Source organism: Micromonospora sp. NPDC047740 (assembly GCF_043204735.1).
In the GTDB taxonomy this organism is placed as follows: Bacteria; Actinomycetota; Actinomycetes; order Mycobacteriales; family Micromonosporaceae; genus Micromonospora.
Map to the genome: position 1 here is coordinate 338,910 of NZ_JBIDCT010000002.1, position 14,844 is coordinate 353,753.

Annotated in this window: 15 protein-coding genes and 1 tRNA gene; 5 read left to right on the forward strand and 11 right to left on the reverse strand. The window is 72.3% G+C overall.

All coding sequences use genetic code 11. The features are described from left to right. Nucleotides 1-8: 8 nt before the first annotated feature. A complete protein-coding gene (locus ACGF4F_RS06135) occupies nucleotides 9-1,592 on the reverse strand; it encodes a multicopper oxidase family protein (RefSeq protein WP_393075445.1) in 1,584 nt (527 codons plus the stop codon). A 180-nt stretch (nucleotides 1,593-1,772) separates the two neighbouring features. Here ACGF4F_RS06135 and ACGF4F_RS06140 point away from each other — a divergent pair. From ACGF4F_RS06140 to ACGF4F_RS06150, 3 genes are all read left to right on the forward strand, one after another. Next, nucleotides 1,773-1,848 (forward strand) — tRNA-Lys (locus tag ACGF4F_RS06140). A 110-nt stretch (nucleotides 1,849-1,958) separates the two neighbouring features. After that, the gene (locus tag ACGF4F_RS06145; protein WP_393075447.1) at nucleotides 1,959-3,179 is read left to right on the forward strand and encodes a discoidin domain-containing protein; all 1,221 of its coding nucleotides are present in this window, start codon (nucleotides 1,959-1,961) and stop codon (nucleotides 3,177-3,179) included. A 101-nt stretch (nucleotides 3,180-3,280) separates the two neighbouring features. After that, nucleotides 3,281-4,009 (forward strand): Clp protease N-terminal domain-containing protein, encoded by a 729-nt coding sequence (locus ACGF4F_RS06150; RefSeq protein ID WP_357433948.1) that lies wholly within the window; start codon nucleotides 3,281-3,283, stop codon nucleotides 4,007-4,009. 163 nt (nucleotides 4,010-4,172) lie between these two features. On the opposite strand, the gene ACGF4F_RS06155 is transcribed toward ACGF4F_RS06150, so the two are convergent. The 4 genes from ACGF4F_RS06155 to ACGF4F_RS06170 all read right to left on the reverse strand — a co-directional run bounded on the left by ACGF4F_RS06155 (nucleotide 4,173) and on the right by ACGF4F_RS06170 (nucleotide 6,783). Further along, nucleotides 4,173-4,691 carry a hypothetical protein gene (locus ACGF4F_RS06155; protein ID WP_357433946.1) on the reverse strand — a complete coding sequence of 173 codons (519 nt, stop codon included), beginning with the start codon at nucleotides 4,689-4,691 and terminating at the stop codon, nucleotides 4,173-4,175. A 122-nt stretch (nucleotides 4,692-4,813) separates the two neighbouring features. Continuing rightward, nucleotides 4,814-5,002 carry a DNA repair protein gene (locus ACGF4F_RS06160; protein ID WP_073832407.1) on the reverse strand — a complete coding sequence of 63 codons (189 nt, stop codon included), beginning with the start codon at nucleotides 5,000-5,002 and terminating at the stop codon, nucleotides 4,814-4,816. Between the two features lie 64 nt (nucleotides 5,003-5,066). Beyond that, nucleotides 5,067-6,095 carry a HAMP domain-containing sensor histidine kinase gene (locus ACGF4F_RS06165; protein WP_357433944.1) on the reverse strand — a complete coding sequence of 343 codons (1,029 nt, stop codon included), beginning with the start codon at nucleotides 6,093-6,095 and terminating at the stop codon, nucleotides 5,067-5,069. Then, a complete protein-coding gene (locus tag ACGF4F_RS06170; RefSeq protein ID WP_357433942.1) occupies nucleotides 6,088-6,783 on the reverse strand; it encodes a response regulator transcription factor in 696 nt (231 codons plus the stop codon). The genes ACGF4F_RS06165 and ACGF4F_RS06170 overlap by 8 nt, the downstream gene beginning before the upstream one ends. Nucleotides 6,784-6,913: 130 nt before the next feature. Here ACGF4F_RS06170 and ACGF4F_RS06175 point away from each other — a divergent pair, with 130 nt between their 5' ends. Beyond that, nucleotides 6,914-7,579, forward strand: a complete 666-nt coding sequence (locus ACGF4F_RS06175; RefSeq protein ID WP_357433940.1) for a GNAT family N-acetyltransferase — start codon at nucleotides 6,914-6,916, stop codon at nucleotides 7,577-7,579. Nucleotides 7,580-7,779: 200 nt separating this feature from the next. Here ACGF4F_RS06175 and ACGF4F_RS06180 read toward each other — a convergent pair whose 3' ends face one another. The 4 genes from ACGF4F_RS06180 to ACGF4F_RS06195 form a co-directional block, all read right to left on the reverse strand. After that, nucleotides 7,780-8,487 (reverse strand): TetR family transcriptional regulator, encoded by a 708-nt coding sequence (locus tag ACGF4F_RS06180; protein WP_393075452.1) that lies wholly within the window; start codon nucleotides 8,485-8,487, stop codon nucleotides 7,780-7,782. After that, nucleotides 8,420-8,917 carry a DCC1-like thiol-disulfide oxidoreductase family protein gene (locus ACGF4F_RS06185; protein ID WP_357433937.1) on the reverse strand — a complete coding sequence of 166 codons (498 nt, stop codon included), beginning with the start codon at nucleotides 8,915-8,917 and terminating at the stop codon, nucleotides 8,420-8,422. Before ACGF4F_RS06185 ends, ACGF4F_RS06180 begins: the two co-directional genes overlap by 68 nt. After that, a complete protein-coding gene (locus tag ACGF4F_RS06190; RefSeq protein WP_357433935.1) occupies nucleotides 8,914-9,417 on the reverse strand; it encodes a hypothetical protein in 504 nt (167 codons plus the stop codon). The genes ACGF4F_RS06185 and ACGF4F_RS06190 overlap by 4 nt, the downstream gene beginning before the upstream one ends. Nucleotides 9,418-9,933: 516 nt before the next feature. After that, entirely contained in the window at nucleotides 9,934-11,385 is a 1,452-nt protein-coding gene (locus ACGF4F_RS06195; protein WP_357433933.1) for a glycoside hydrolase family 3 N-terminal domain-containing protein, read from the reverse strand. Between the two features lie 124 nt (nucleotides 11,386-11,509). On the opposite strand from ACGF4F_RS06195, the gene ACGF4F_RS06200 reads away from it, so the two are divergent. After that, entirely contained in the window at nucleotides 11,510-12,685 is a 1,176-nt protein-coding gene (locus ACGF4F_RS06200; RefSeq protein ID WP_357433931.1) for an ROK family transcriptional regulator, read from the forward strand. 114 nt (nucleotides 12,686-12,799) lie between these two features. Here ACGF4F_RS06200 and ACGF4F_RS06205 read toward each other — a convergent pair whose 3' ends face one another. After that, a complete protein-coding gene (locus ACGF4F_RS06205; RefSeq protein WP_357433929.1) occupies nucleotides 12,800-13,810 on the reverse strand; it encodes an ABC transporter permease subunit in 1,011 nt (336 codons plus the stop codon). Then, nucleotides 13,807-14,826 (reverse strand): ATP-binding cassette domain-containing protein, encoded by a 1,020-nt coding sequence (locus ACGF4F_RS06210; RefSeq protein WP_393075457.1) that lies wholly within the window; start codon nucleotides 14,824-14,826, stop codon nucleotides 13,807-13,809. The genes ACGF4F_RS06205 and ACGF4F_RS06210 overlap by 4 nt, the downstream gene beginning before the upstream one ends. Nucleotides 14,827-14,844 lie beyond the last annotated feature (18 nt).

The window sequence follows — 14,844 nt, forward strand, 5'->3', positions numbered from 1 at the left end:
TTCGGCCGTCACAACTCCGGGGCGGGCAGGTCACGGCAGGGGGCGGCCTTGACCGGGTCATCGCCCCCGCCGGGAGGCCCCACCCGGAACTGGGCCATCATGTCGTGATCCTCGTGCACCAGGTTGTGGCAGTGGATCATGTACTTGCCCTGGTGCGGCCCGAACCTTGCGATGACCCGTACCGTCTCGTTCTCGCCCACGTACACGGTGTCCTTGGGACCGAGCTCGTAGTCGAACGGCGGCTTGCCGTTGCGATCCAGGATCTTGAAGTCGATCAGATGGACGTGCACCGGGTGGAACCAGCCGCCCGAGGTGTTGACGAACTCCCAGATCTCGGTGTCGTTCAGGCCCGGGTCCGCCCACACGTACTCGTACCCGGAGTCCGCCGCGTCGTGCCAGGTCTTGCCGTTGATCGCCCACTGGCCGTCGGCCCGCACGAACTCGAACCGGCGGGTCCTCAGGTTCGGCGTCTCGACCAGGTCCATCGCCGGCGGCTTCGGGTTGAGCAGGTCCGGGATCGCGTTGCCGCGCAGATCGGTGGCATCGCCGACCACGTCGAAGGCCATCACGTTCCGGGTGCCGTCGTAGTCGACGGCGTTCTGCACCCCGAGGTTCTCCAGGACGATCCGCTCACCAGTGCGGTACGTGGCGAAGTCGATGACGACCTCGTACCGCTCGGCCATGCTCTGCCGGAACGTCGTGGTCCGCTGAGGGAACTGCATCAGGCCGCCGTCCGTGCCGATGATCCAGAACGGGTCACCGGTGCTGAGCCGGAAGGTGTACCCGCGGGACAGCGAGGCGTTCAAGAAACGAAAGCGGTACTTGCGGCGCTCCACCTTCATCACGGGCCAGGGCCTGCCGTTGACCAGGATCACGTCGCCGTAGAGCCCGGAGTGGCCGTGGTCGTCGTAGATCATGCTGCCGCGCTCGTCGAACATCGTGTCCTGGATGATCAGCGGCACGTCGTAGTCGCCGTGCGGGATCGGCAGGCCCTGCTCCAACTCGTCGGTCATGATGTACATCGCCGCGAGGCCCATGTAGGCGTTCTCCGCGGTGTGGTGGAGGCCGTGGTCGTGATACCACAGCGTCCGAGCATCCTGGTGGTTCGGGTAGTGGTAGTCCTTCCACTGGCCCGGCCCGGTGACGTCGTTGGCATATCCGTCGTACTGCGGCAACGAGCCCGAGCCGTGCAGGTGGGTCGACGTCATCACCTGGTAGCCGAGCGTCGGGTGCCGGCCGGGCAGGTTGTTGATCTGGCGGACCACCGCGGGCCGCCCGCGCCGCACCTTTATCGTCGGGCCGGCCGGGACCCCGTTGTAGGCCCAGAGGTCGCTCTTGTACCCGGGCAGGACCTCCGCCTGGGTGGCCTGCTGCTTGATCTCGTAGAAGTCGTAGCCGTCGTCGGTGGCCCGCCAGACCGGCCTCGCCACCGGCGGCGACGCGAACGGAACGGTGAAGGGCGCGGGCAGCCTGCTCTCCGCGATGCGGCTCACGCCGTTGGCCGCCGTGGCGCCGCGTTCGAACGGTAACGTCGCCGCGGCGGTCCCCAGGACGCCGAGCTTGAGCATGTCCCGGCGGCTCAGCATGGCCATGACATCGTCCTTCCCCAGCCTCGGTCGCCTGACCCGCATGCGCCGGCCGGGACCAGCATAGGAACGCCGCAAGGTCGGTTTCCTGGCTTTGCACCCACGGGTGATCCGCCCGTAGCGGGTGCGGGTACTCCCGCCGTCTCCGGTCGGGGGCGTGTTACCGTTTCTCCCCGTTGCCAGCGAGCGCCGCTAGCTCAACTGGCAGAGCAGCGGACTCTTAATCCGCGGGTTCGGGGTTCGAGTCCCTGGCGGCGCACCAGCAGTAACACAGTCAGGCCCGGACCACGTGGACCGGGCCTGACCGCTTTCCGCTGAGCATCCATCGCGGGGTGAGAGCGGTGGAAACGCATTTCACTATACGATTCCGTCATGCGAGCCTCCGGTCCCATTCTTCGCCGCCGGCTGGTCGCTTCTTTCACCCTGGTTGCCCTGCTCGTCGCGGGTTGTACGGCCAGCAAGGTTCCTGACGACGCCGAGGTGACTGTTTCCGGGCGGCTGACTCGATCCGACGGTGCACCGGCGGCCGGGGTGAGCGTCGTGCTCTACAAGGAACCGGACGCCGCAGAGGTCGTCGGCGGCATCTTGGCCACGGTCACGAGTCTTGGGCTGCTGTGTCTGGCTCGCGCCGTGGACGTGTGCAAGGGCGTCCGTAAGGCGAAGACCGACAGTGCCGGCACGTACACGTTCCGGCTCACCGGTCGGGATACCCAGGGCACGTTCAATACCGCGTCGACCATGGGGCTCAGCGCCCAACTTCCTGGCGATACGGCGAGCGGGCCGGCGCTGCATGCCCGGTTCAAGATCCAGCGCACCCAGCTCGTCGTACCGGCGCTTGCCTTCTGGGAGCCGGCGGACCTGGCCGTACGTCCAGACCCCAGAGAGGTCAGCGTGAAGTGGTCGGGCCGTCCAGCCCTGACGGATCGAGCATCCCCGCGGTACAAGGCCACCGCAGTCGCCGACAACGAAGCCAACGACGTGGTGTGGGAGGCCGAGGACGTGCGGCCGGGCGAGGCGTTGGACGCGCGGGCCATCGGGGATCTGCGGGGCTACCTCTACCTCACTGCCACCGCCCAGGTCAGGGACAACGGCACGACCTTCACCACGCTCCATGACAGTCAGCGCGTCGGGTTGGTCGGGGCTCTCGGGCCGCCCCGGTCACGTGACCAGGAGTGCGCGGTCGCCGACCAGCGGGGCCGGCCGATACCCCTCGTACCGTGTTCCCTGACCGACGGCGCGTACGGACCGTCCTATCGGCACCAGGGGTGCCAGCCAATGAACGGCTCCGAGGTCCCGTCAACCCCTCAGCCGACCAGCTCGGCAAAAGCCTGCCAAGCCAATATCTTCCTGCAGATCGACCTCGGTGCCCGCCGTCCGGTCGCGGCGGTTTTCGCGCATGGCCTGTCCGCTTCCAGCCCGGTCGTGATCGAAACGAGCGACGACGGAAGCGCCTGGTCGCAACGGGCCGAGGCCAGCTGGTCGCGTTTCCTCAAGGTCGCCCTGCCGGCCGGAGTCAACGCCAGGTACGTCCGGCTGTCCCAGCAGCGCGGTTATGAGATAGCCGAGCTGAACGAACTTGCGGTGTGGTCGTAACCGCCGTTGACCCGACCGGCTGAAAAGCCGGGGGGCCGGCTGCGCTCCCACCCCGTCAACCAGTGGTTGACGCTGGGCGGCCGTCAACTTATGGTTGACGTATGACGGAGCCTTTGAAGATGACCCATCCCGTACGCCTCGACGACCTGATCGAAGGCATCAAGAAGGCGCACGCCGACGCGCTGGACCAGCTCGCCGACGCCGTGCTGGTGGCCGACCACCTGGGCGACATCGCCGACCACCTGATCGGCCACTTCGTCGACCAGGCCCGGCGCTCGGGCGCCTCCTGGACGGAGATCGGCCGCAGCATGGGGGTCAGCAAGCAGGCCGCCCAGAAGCGGTCCGCGGCGAAGGCCGAGACGGCCGCTGCGCTCGACCCGAACGCCGGGTTCGGCCGCTTCACCACGCGGGCGCGCAACGTGGTGCTGGCCTCGCAGGAGGAGGCGCGTACCGCCGGCAACGCCGAGATCGGTCCGGAACATCTCGCCCTCGGCCTGCTCGCCGAGCCGGACGGGCTCGCCGCCCGGCTGATCGAGGCGCAGGGCGTACCCCAGGAGCGGCTGCGGGAGGTGCTCACCGCGGCTCTGCCGGCCAAGGCCGACCAGCTCCCGGATCTGATTCCCTACGACGCGCGCGGCAAGAAGGTCCTGGAGCTCACCTTCCGGGAGGCGCTGCGGCTCGGCCACAACTACATCGGTACCGAGCACCTCCTGCTCGCTCTCATCGAGGAGGAGGGCGGCGACGGGGTGCTGACCGGCCTGGGGCTGGAGAAAACCACCATGGAGGCAGCGGTCAGCGGCGCCCTCGCCGAGATCGCGCGGCGGCGCTGATCCGCCCGCGGGGGATCCGGCTCCCCCGCCTGGGGGGAGCCCCGGACGATTCCCGGCCGGCAGAGTCGGAGCTGGCACGACGGTGCCCATGGCGGGCACCGACGGCACGGGTACCGCCGGCCGGGTACGCGGCTCGGGGCGCGTACCCGGCGTGGCGGGGCTGTCAGTCGGCGATGGGGAAGCCGTACCGCTCGGCGTGCTCCGGGTCGGCCGGGTCGATCTGGCGGATGCCGGCGTCGGCGAGTCGCTTGTTGACCTCGTCGAGGCGCTCGCGCACCAGCCGGGCCTCTTCCTCGGTGACCCGGCCGCGATGCGGCTTCCCGGCGTGCTCGATGGTGCCGTAGTCGACCTTCTCCGCGCTCCGCCGTGCCTTCGGCGGCTTGACCCGCTCGGCGGTACGCAGGAGCTGCGCCATCGGCACGTCGGTCGCCATCGCGTCGAACTCGCTGGCGGTCAGCACCACCCGGCGCGGCTCGCCGCCGCCGTGCTTGTCGTGGATCTCGACCACCGCCACGTCGAGCGCCGCGTCGTCGATGCTCTCCACCTCGACGGGAGTGGCGTCCAGTTGCACGGGCCCGGCGACCAGGTCAGGGTGCTCCAGCACGACGACCTTGACCACCTCGTCGTCGGCGCGCAGCACCGTGCCACTGAAGTCGGAGACGTGGATCGTCTTCTTGCCCATGCGCGGAGCTTCTCCTGTCGTAGACCGGGATTCGGACCACAAGACGCTACCGCACACATGTGCGAAGATCCCGGGTGGAGCGCCCGGGTGTGTCGCCGCCGCCCCGTCCGGCGGGCCGGACGTCAGCGGCTGTTGAGGCCGTGCCGGGTCGAGGTGCCGGCCGGCAGCGCGTTCAGCTCCGCCCAGGAGAGCTGGCCGGCGCTCCGGGCCTCCCGGTGGGCCGGCTGCGCCGGAAACCCTTCGGCCGGCCCGGCAGCCGGCCAGCTGCGCTCAATTTCCTGCTGGTACCGGTCATTCGGCTGATTCGGCATGACCCTTACCGTCCCAAAGAAATTTGTCCATGTATGGAAATGGATATGACGCAGCGTCGATGCGTCAGGTTCCCGTCGCCGGTAACCGGACGACGAATCGGCAGCCGCCGGCGACGTTCTGTACGTCTACCCGCCCGCCGTGCGCGTCAATCAGACCGTGGACGATGGCCAGCCCCAGCCCGCCCGATCCCTCGACGCCGCCGTTGCCGGCGCTCGGGGTCCGCGCCGGCTCACCCCGGAACGCCACGTCGAACAGGCGGGGCAGGTCCCCCTCGGGGATGCCACCGCAGGTGTCCGTCACGGCCAGCCACGCGATGTCGGAGTCGCGGCCGGCATCCACCCGTACGGTGCCGTCCTCCGGGGTGTAGCGGACCGCGTTGAGCAGCAGGTTGCCCACCACCCGAGCCAGCTCCGGCTCGCTCGCGGCCACCGTCGGCCAGCCCGACTCGGCGGCCACCAGCCGGATCCGCCGGGCGGCGGCCAGCGGCGCGGTGCTGGCCAGGGCGTCCGAGACCACGTCGCCGAGCGGCACCGCGGACAGCGACAGCCGCAGCGCGCCCGCGTTGATCCGGGAGAGCTCGAACAGGTCGTCCACCAGCCGGGTCATCCGGTCGGTCTCCAACCGGATCCGGCGGTGGTATTCGGCCACCGTCCCCGGGTCGTGGACCACCGCGTCCTCCAGCGCCTCGGCCATCGCCCGCAGGCCGGCGAGCGGGGTACGCAGGTCGTGCGAGACCCAGGCGACCAGGTCCCGGCGGCCCTTTTCGATCCGCCGCTCCCGCTCCCGCGCCTGGTCCGCCCAGACCGCGGCGGCGGCCAGCCGGCGGCCGAAGAGCCAGCCGACCGCGAGGCTCACCACCGCGGCGGCCGAGACGGTGATCAGCACCACCTCCAGGTCGTGCGGGGAGAGGAACATCGCCTCGGCGACCACCGCCACCCCGGCCACCACCGCGCTCACCGTGACGGTCAGCAGCACGACGATGTGTCCGATGATCGACCGCCCACGCAACAGCCGCAGGGCGATCGCGCCGACCAGCCCGACGCCGAGCGCCGCGACCAGCGCCACCCCGAAGATCAGCGCCAGGTCACGCATCGCCCGGCTCATAGCGGTAGCCGATGCCCCAGACGGTGACGATCCGGCGCGGGTTCGCCGGGTCCGCCTCGATCTTCTCCCGCAGTCGTCGCACGTGGACCGTCACGGTGGACTGGTCGCCGAAGCTCCAGCCCCACACCCGCTCCAGCAGTTCGGCCCTTCGGAACGCCCGCGCCGGGTGCCGCATCAGGTGCGCCAGCAGGTCGAACTCGCGCAGCGTCAGGGTCAGCTCCCGGCCGTGCAGCCGGGCCACCCGGGGCCCGGTCTCCACCGCCAGGCCGTCGTCGGTCAGCACCTCGGCGGGTACGCCGGGCGGCTCGCCGCCGACCCGGCGCAGCACGGAGCGGACCCGCAGCACCAGTTCCCGGGGGGAGAACGGCTTGCTCAGGTAGTCGTCCGCGCCCAGTTGCAGGCCGAGGATCCGGTCGGCCTCGTCGCCGCGCGCGGTCAACATGACGATGGGTAAGCTGTCCGGCCGCTCGCGCAGCCGTCGGCACACCTCCAGCCCGTCCAGCACCGGCAGCATCAGGTCGAGCACCACCAGCTGGGGCGGGTGCCGGGCCACGGCGGCGAGCGCGGCGGCCCCGTCCCCGACGTGGCTCACCTCGTAGCCCGCGTGCTCCAGGTAGCGGCAGACCACGTCGGCGACCGTCCGGTCGTCGTCGACCACCAGTACCCGCTGCGCCACCGCGTACCTCCCGTCGTGGGGGTCAGCGTATCGACGGACCGGTTAGTGGATCTATTGCGAGTTACTTACGGCCGGGGCGGGCGTACCGTGATCACGACAAGCGTGGCGGCCAGGCGAGGAGGTGTGCCGCGTGCTGGACCGGCGGTTGTTCCTGCACCTGGCGACCTGGCTGGGGCAGTGGCCGGCCGGGCCCGGGCTGCACGTGGTCCGCTCGCACCGCCGGGCCCGGCCGGCCTGGGACGGCCGGCTGCGGCCCGCCCTCGCTGTCGCGTCGCCCGACTGTGCGATCCTCTCGGTGCCACCCGACCGGGTGCCCGCGGTCCGGGCCCTCGGGTCCGCGCGGCCGCTCGACGAGCTGCTGCCCGCCCTGCCGGCGGCGGTCGGGCTGCCGGAGTTCACCACCCACGCCGGCAGGTTCCGGTGGAGCACCGCCCCGGCACCGCTGCCCGACGCCGGCGAGTGGATCCCGCCGACCGCGCCCGGTCTGCCGCCCTGGCTGCGGCTCTTCGACGGGGAGGTGCTGGTGGTACGCGACGCCGACGGGCGGTACCTGGCCGGCGCGGGGATCAAGCGGCACGACACGTACGGGCACGAGCTGGCCGTCGGCACGGTGCCGGGCGCCCGGGGACGAGGGCTGGCCCGGCGGCTGGTCGCGCAGGCGGCCCGGCGGGTGCTCGACGAGGGAGCGGTGCCCACCTATCTGCACAACTTCGACAACCACGCCTCAGCCCGGGTGGCCGAGGCGGCCGGCTTCCCGGACCGGGGCTGGACCTCGTACGGCGTCTTCCCCCGCTGACCACCGGTGGGCGCGGATACGGGTGGGCGCGGACCGTGAATCCCGGGCCGGATCCACGGTCCGCAGCCTCTCCTCCCAGGCCCCGTCACGGGTAACGCTAAGTGTTGGCCTGCTGCCGTAGCAAGGGGTGATCGGCGGTTGGGTGCTGTCCGGTAATGGACTTGACCTGCGGTTTAGTCGGAGCTGGCGGCCTTCGCTGGTCAGTGACGCAGCGTGTGGATGAGGGTGAGCACCTGGCGGGTCACGGGGCGCAGCACCCGGAGCCGGGACAGCCCCACCAGCCGATCGACCAGCGGCACCGCACCGTCGATCAACTGCCGCGTCTTCACCTGCCCCGGCGAGCGGTCGTGCACCCAGTAGAGCACCACGCCCATGTACGCCAGCCAGAGCAGCTCCGGCAGCGCCGGCCGCAGTTCGGCGTCCACCCGGGCGGTGGAGCCCTCCAGCACCTCGCGGAAGAGCGCGATCGACGCCTCCTGTGGCTCGGACGACTCCGACGAGAACGGGCTGAGCGGCGAGGTCGGCTCCGCCGCCGTCTTGAAGAAGGTGGCCGCGAACGAGTGGTACGGCGTCAGCACGTCCACCCCGGCGTGCAGCACCCCGGCCAGCCGGGCGGCGAACTCCCGCTCCCGGGCCAGCGTCGGCGCGGCCGCCGCCCGGTGCTCGTGCTGGGTGCCCGCGTAGAACTCCTGGATCAGGTGTTCCTTCGAGCCGAAGTAGTAGTAGGCGTTGCCCACCGCCACGCCAGCCTCCTGGGCGATCGCCCGCATGGTGGTGCGGGCATAGCCCCGCTCGCGGAACAGCCGCATCGCGGTGTCCAGGATCAGCTGCCGGGTCTGCTCACCCCGGGCCGTCGCCCCGGTGGTCGGGCCATCCGCACCGGTCGTCGACGCAGTCTGCTCGGTCATCGTGGTCACCGTATCCCGGGTCCGGCCAGGGCTGGCGGACCAGTTCGCGTACCGAGGAGGCGGTCGCCACCACCCGCCGCGCCAGCGGCAGCAGGTCGCGGCGGGCCAGCCGGTCCGCGGTCCGGCGGTGGTCGGCCAGCGCCCAGAGGCAGGCGAACCAGGCACCGTCGCCCGCGTACACCGCGCCGGTGTCGGCCACCACGGTCAGGTCCCGCAGGGTCGCGTCGTGGTCCAGCCCGGGGAAGCGCCGCCGGGCCTCCGCCGAGCCGGCCGGCACGAACTCCAGGGGTACGAGCTGAGCGCGCGACGCGAGCCACTGCCGGGCGGCCCGGCACAGCGGGCAGTGCGCGTCGTAGAGGACGGTGAACCAGCGGATCCCACCGGCCCCGTGCCCGGTGGGATCCGCCGGTCCGCCTGGTACGAGCGTCATCGCACCGGTGGCGTCGGGCCGGCCGGTGGCGTGGGCCCGCTGGATGGTGTCGGGCCGGCCTGGGGCGCCAAGCCCGCGGGGTTGACCGGCCGGGCGCCGGGCTGCGCGGGCAGGTAGCCCACCGGGGCGAGCGGTGGGTGGGCGGCGGCCGCCTGCTGGCGGAGCCGACCGCGCCGGTACCGGCCGAGCGCGAACACGTTGAAGAAGTGCAGCGCGCCGAGGACCAGCAGCACCCACCCCACCTTCATGGACAGTTCCTCCAGCGCCTGGCTGGTGGTGCCCACCGCGTCGGCCTCCTTCATCGCCACCGTCACGTAGCCGAGGTTGAGCAGGTAGAAGCCGACCACCAGCAGGCTGTTGACCGCGTCCGCCAGCCGCTTGTCGGCGAAGACGTCCTCCAGGAAGACCAACCCGTTGCGGGACAGCGCCCGGGCCACCCAGACGGTCAGACCAATGCTGACCGCGAGGTAGGCCAGGTACATCCAGACCTTCACGTCCATCTCGTCGCCCTTCTTGAACGCGTTCAAATCGAGGTCGCGCTCAGCGTACGACAGGATTTGAACGTGTTCAAGAGAGGGGCGGCGTCGACGCGAGACCGCGCGGCCGAACCACCGGCCGCGCCGGGGAGGCGGCGGTCGGGAAGGCGCAACCGATCCCGTCGAAGGGCCCCGCCGCGACGCTGCGAAGGGGAGCCGGCGGTCGGCGAAGTCGGAAAGCATGCCGTCGGAGCTGCCTGCCCGGCGCTACGAACTTGATGACGTGAACGGATCGGTCCGGCGGAGGTGGTCCTCGTCGGGCCCTTTCGAGCTGATGGCGTGAACGACTCGGCCCGGGCGACCGGGCTGAATCGTTTGCGCCATCAGCTCTGTAGGGCCGCACAGTCACCAGTCCGTCGCCCACGAACGCTCACCGGGCGGGCGCCCGTGTGGGCAGCGCCCGGCGGGGGCGTCCGACACAACGACGCCGAGCGGAGGGCCCGGCCCGCGCTCGGCGGGCGATCGCCGCGGTGGGGCGGCTCAGCCGGTCAGGCCGAGCACCTCCGCCGCGGCCCGGCCGTTGGCGTGGCTGGCGCCGTACGTGGTGACGAAGGCGCGGGCGCCGGCGGGCCGCCAGGCACCCGGCCAGCCCATCTCCACCACGGTCACCGGGTGCGCGGCAGCCAGCGCCTCGACCAGTTCCCGCGCCCCGGGCAGCCGGTGCAGGTGGCGGCCGACCAGCACGATGGGTCGGTCCCCGGCCCGCCGGCGCAGCTCGTCCGGGTCGGTCTCGCCCGCGACGGCGCGGACCTCCTCGGCCCGGGCCAGGTGCGGCCCGAGCCCCCACGGCACCCGGCCCTCGGCGATGGTCGAGGCGGCGTGCACCTGCACCACCAGCGGCGCGGTCAGGCCGGTGACGTCGCCCTCGACGCGTACCGCGCGCAGGGCGGCGGCGTAGCCGAGGCCGTCCGGGCCGCTGGTCGGCGTGCCGGCCGTCCCGGTCCAGGCGGCCAGTTCGGCGGCACGGCCCGCCGCCTCCTCGACCCGGGCCCGGTCCAGCCGACCGTCGCCGAGCGCGCCGACGATCTCCTCGACCACCAACTCCACCAGGTCGGCGTCCACCTTGGCGCCGATGCAGAGCAGGTCCGCGCCGGCGGCCAGCGCGCGTACGGCGGCCGGACCGACCCCGCCCGCGGCCAGCGCGGCCCCCTTCATCTCCAGCGCGTCGGTGATCACGGCGCCGGTGAAGCCGTACTCGCCGCGCAGCAGGTCGACCAGGACGGCCCGGCTGAACGTGGCCGGACCGTCGTCGGTCAGCGCCGGCACCCGGATGTGCGCGGTCATGACGGCGCGTACCCCGGCGTCGACCACCGCGGCGAAGGGCGGCAGGTCCCGCGCGCGCAGCACCGCCGGGGGCACGTCGACGGTGGGCAGTTCGTAGTGCGAGTCGGCGACGGTCGCGCCGTGGCCGGGGAAGTGCTTGGCGCAGGCGGCGACGCCGGCGGACTGGAGGCCGGCCACTGCGGCGGCCGAGTGGGCGGCCACCCGGAGTGGGTCGGCCCCGAAGGAGCGGGTGCCGATCACCGGGTTCTCGTCGGCGGTGTTCACATCGACCGTCGGCGCCAGGTCGAGGGTGATGCCGAGCGCGGCCAGTTCGGCGCCGATCGCCGCGTACACCTGGCGGGTCAGCGTCACGTCGTCGACCGCGCCGAGCGCCGCGTTGCCCGGGTACGGGCTGCCGGTGGCGTGGGCCAGCCGGGTGACGTCGCCGCCCTCCTCGTCGATCGCGATGATCGCGTCCGGGCGGCCGGCGCGCAGCTCGGCGGTGGTCGCCGCCACCTGGGCCGGGTCGTGGATGTTGGTGCCGAACAGGGTGTGCCCGGCGAGCCCTTCGGCGAGCAGGTCCACCGCCCAGTCGGGCGGGACCGGGCCGGGGTACGCGGCCAGCAACGTGCCCAGCGCCAGCCGACGGAGTCCTGGATCCAGGCCCACGAGTTTCCCCTTTCCCTGCCGGGTCGTCCGACGACTCCGGATCGGAGCGGCCGATACGCTAGCGGACACCCCTCGGCAGGACTTTTTGTGGTTAGCAAACTTTACTGAAAATAGAGGACCTGGCATGAGTGCGACCCGGCTGCCCGGCACCCCCCGCCTGTTGCGGGCGCTCAACGACCGCGCGGCGCTGGAACTGCTCCTCGAACGCGGGCCGCTCACCCGGGCCCGGCTCGGCGAGCTGACCGGGCTCTCCAAGGTGACCGCGTCCCAGCTCGTCGAGCGGCTGGAAGAGCGCGGCCTGGTCACCCGGGTCGGCGAGCAGGCCGGCGGGCGGGGCCCGAACGCCCAGCTCTACGCGGTCCGGCCCGGCAGCGCGTACGTGGTCGGCGTGGACGTCGACGCCGAGCGGGTGGTGGCGGCCTGCGCCGACATCACCGGGGCGGTGATCGGCCGGGTCGAGCAGTCGACGAAGGACACCGACGACCCGGTGGGCGTGGTGCACAACGCGGTGGTCGAGGCGGCGAGCAGCGCCGGCGCGGAGCTGTCGAGCGTACGGCGGATCGTGCTCGGCACCCCCGGCCTGGTGGACCCGGGCACCGGCGACATCACCTTCGCGTTCAACCTGCCGCGCTGGCACCGCGGCCTGCTCGCCGCGCTCCGCGAGGACCTGCACACCCCGGTGGTCTTCGAGAACGACGTCAACCTGGCCGCCGTCGCCGAGGCCCAGTCCGGCGCGGCGCAGGGCGTCTCGGACTTCGTCCTGGTCTGGGTGGGCGCCGGCGTCGGCCTGGCGATCGTGCTCGGTGGCCGGCTGCACCACGGCAGCAGCGGCGCGGCCGGCGAGATCGGCTACCTGCCGGTGCCCGGCGTACCCATTCCGCGGGACGTCTCGAAGCGGGCCAAGCCGGCGTTCCAGCAGCTCGCGGGCGCCGACGCGGTCCGTGCGGTGGCCGCCGAGCAGGGCTTCGCCGCGGAGAGTGCGGCCGACGCGGTGCGTGCCGCCATCGCCGCCGGCACGGCCGGCGGGCCGATGCTGGACGAGTTGGCCCGGCGGCTGGCCCTCGGGGTGGCCAGCACCTGCGTGGTGCTCGACCCGCCGTTGGTGGTGCTCGCCGGCGACGTGGGGCAGGCGGGCGGGGCGGCGCTGGCCGAGCGGGTGCAGCACGAGGTGGCGGCGATCACCCTGGTCCGGCCGCGGGTGGTCACCACCGGGCTCACCGAGGAGCCGATCCTGCGCGGGGCGCTGCGCACCGCGCTCGACGCGGTGCGCGACGAGGTGTTCGGCTCGACGGTCGGTTGACCGTCCGCCCGTCGTCGCCCACGCCGCCATGTGAAGGAATTCTTCACGAGCTGGCGATCGTCTGCAAGGAGTTGCCGGTGCGGCCCCCGTCGCCGCGGGCCGCACCGGCCCGGCTCAGATCAGGTCACGGCGGCGGAACGCGGCGAACGCGGCCCCGACCAGCACCACGGCCAACCCGAGCAGCACCGCCAGCCCGGGCCGCCAGGTCAGGGTGTACAGGCCCTCGCAGAAGCCGGAGATGTCGCCGTGGCAGGCGCTGCGGTCCCAGAACTCGACCTCACCGCTGAGCCAGGCGCCCAGGTAGCTGGAGAGCATCCACTGGTCCGGACGGGCCGCGTCGAGGATCTGCAGCACCAGCCGCGCCCCTAGCTCCCACACCACCAGGTACGCGGCCACCGTGCCGAGCGCCGCGGCGGTGTGCCGGCCCAGCGTCGCGATGGCGAAGCCGACCGCCGCGGCGATCAGCACCAGCGCCATCCCCCGCCCGTGCTGGGCGCCCAGCGACGCCCAGAACGACCCGTCCATCGGGCCGGGGTAACCGACCGTCTGGCCGATCAGCCAGAACACCGTCAGATACGCCGCCGACGCCACTGCGGAGAACACCAGCAGCCCGGCGAGCAGCGTGCCGAGCTTGGCGCCGAGTACCGCCCACCGGCGGGGTCGCCACAGCAGCAGGTTGACCACGCCGCCCGAGTTCAGATCGGCGCCGATGTAGGAGGCCCCGACCAGGAAGCCGAACAGCACCAGGAACGCGATCAGGAAGTAGAGCAGCGGCTTGGCCTCGGTGGCGAAGACGAACACTCCACTGAGGTAGTCCGAGGTGGTCGGCAACCGCTCCATCCGCCCCGGGTCCACCTCGGCGCAGTCCTTGGGCACGTAGTCGTGCTCCTGCGGCTCCACGGTCCCGGCCTTGATGGCGAGGCAGCGATCGTGCGCCGCCTCCAGCTGCGCGATCTGCTCCGCGGCCTGCGCCCGGGCCCGGCTCAACTCCTCGGCGGAGGGCTGGTGTGAGCCGGCCAGCGTGGTCCCCGCGGTCACCGCGAAGGCGACCAGCAGCAGCACCACCATCAGTTGCACGAAGCGGCGGGCGGTCAGCCGCTCCAACTCGGCACGGACCAGGTTCACGCGTCCACCTCCTGGCTCTCGCGCGCGTCGAGGTCGATCACCACGTCGTCCGATCCGGCCGGTGGGCGTAGTGACCCGTCCACCTGCCGGGGCACCGTGGGGTGCGGGGTCGTGCCGGTCAGCTCCAGGAAGACGCTCTCCAGGTCCGGGCGGAGCGGGATCAGCTCCCGCACCCAGAGACCCTGCTCGCCCAGCGTGCGGCTGATCAGCTCCGGGTCGTCGACCCCGGCGACCAACAGGTGCTCGGGATGGGCGGTGACCGACATGCCGGCCTGGGCCAGCAACTCCACGGCGCGCTCCGGCTCGGCCACCCGGACCTGCCACTCGTGCTGGTCGAAGCCGTCCAGCACCTCCTCCACCCGCCCGTACGCCACCCGCCGGCCCCGGCTGATGATCGTCACGTGGTCGCAGATCAGCTGGATCTCGGCCAGGATGTGGCTGGACAGCAGCACGGTCACCCCGGACGCCGCGAGGGTGCGCATCAGGTCCCGCATCTCCCGGATACCGGCCGGGTCCAGCCCGTTGGCCGGCTCGTCGAGGATCAGCAGCTCCGGGCTCTTGAGCAGCGCCGACGCGACGGCCAGCCGCTGTTTCATGCCCAGCGAGTAGCCCTTGACCCGCTCCTCGCTCCGATCCCGCAGGCCGACCTGCTCCAGCACCTGGTCCACCCGGCCGGTGGGCACGCCCCCGGCCACCGCGAGCAGCCGCAGCGTACGGCGGGCGGTGAAGTTGCCGAAGAACTGCGGACTCTCGACGATCGCGCCGACCCGCCCGGCCACCTCCGGCAGCCGCTGCGGGGAACTGGCCCCGAGCACGCTCATCCGGCCGGCGTCGGCCCGCACCAGCCCGAGCAGGGCGCGCAGCGTGGTGGTCTTGCCCGAGCCGTTCGGCCCGAGGAAACCGTGGATCTGCCCCGACTCGACCAGCAGGTCGAAACCGTCGGCGGCGACCCGGCGCCCCTGGCGCAGGGTGTGGAACGTCTTGCGGAGACCGGCGATCTCGATGACCGCGCTCATCCCTGCGGCTCCTGGCAG

What these genes read in the sequence shown, in the direction of transcription:
- ACGF4F_RS06200 (WP_357433931.1), top strand. Translation starts at nt 11,510, where the DNA reads ATGAGTGCGACCCGGCTGCCCGGCACCCCCCGCCTGTTGCGGGCGCTC.
- ACGF4F_RS06145 (WP_393075447.1), top strand. Translation starts at nt 1,959, where the DNA reads ATGCGAGCCTCCGGTCCCATTCTTCGCCGCCGGCTGGTCGCTTCTTTC.
- ACGF4F_RS06150 (WP_357433948.1), top strand. Translation starts at nt 3,281, where the DNA reads ATGACGGAGCCTTTGAAGATGACCCATCCCGTACGCCTCGACGACCTG.
- ACGF4F_RS06190 (WP_357433935.1), bottom strand. Translation starts at nt 9,417, where the DNA reads ATGGACGTGAAGGTCTGGATGTACCTGGCCTACCTCGCGGTCAGCATT.
- ACGF4F_RS06185 (WP_357433937.1), bottom strand. Translation starts at nt 8,917, where the DNA reads ATGACGCTCGTACCAGGCGGACCGGCGGATCCCACCGGGCACGGGGCC.
- ACGF4F_RS06155 (WP_357433946.1), bottom strand. Translation starts at nt 4,691, where the DNA reads ATGGGCAAGAAGACGATCCACGTCTCCGACTTCAGTGGCACGGTGCTG.
- ACGF4F_RS06165 (WP_357433944.1), bottom strand. Translation starts at nt 6,095, where the DNA reads ATGCGTGACCTGGCGCTGATCTTCGGGGTGGCGCTGGTCGCGGCGCTC.
- ACGF4F_RS06180 (WP_393075452.1), bottom strand. Translation starts at nt 8,487, where the DNA reads ATGACCGAGCAGACTGCGTCGACGACCGGTGCGGATGGCCCGACCACC.
- ACGF4F_RS06210 (WP_393075457.1), bottom strand. Translation starts at nt 14,826, where the DNA reads ATGAGCGCGGTCATCGAGATCGCCGGTCTCCGCAAGACGTTCCACACC.
- ACGF4F_RS06135 (WP_393075445.1), bottom strand. Translation starts at nt 1,592, where the DNA reads ATGGCCATGCTGAGCCGCCGGGACATGCTCAAGCTCGGCGTCCTGGGG.
- ACGF4F_RS06160 (WP_073832407.1), bottom strand. Translation starts at nt 5,002, where the DNA reads ATGCCGAATCAGCCGAATGACCGGTACCAGCAGGAAATTGAGCGCAGC.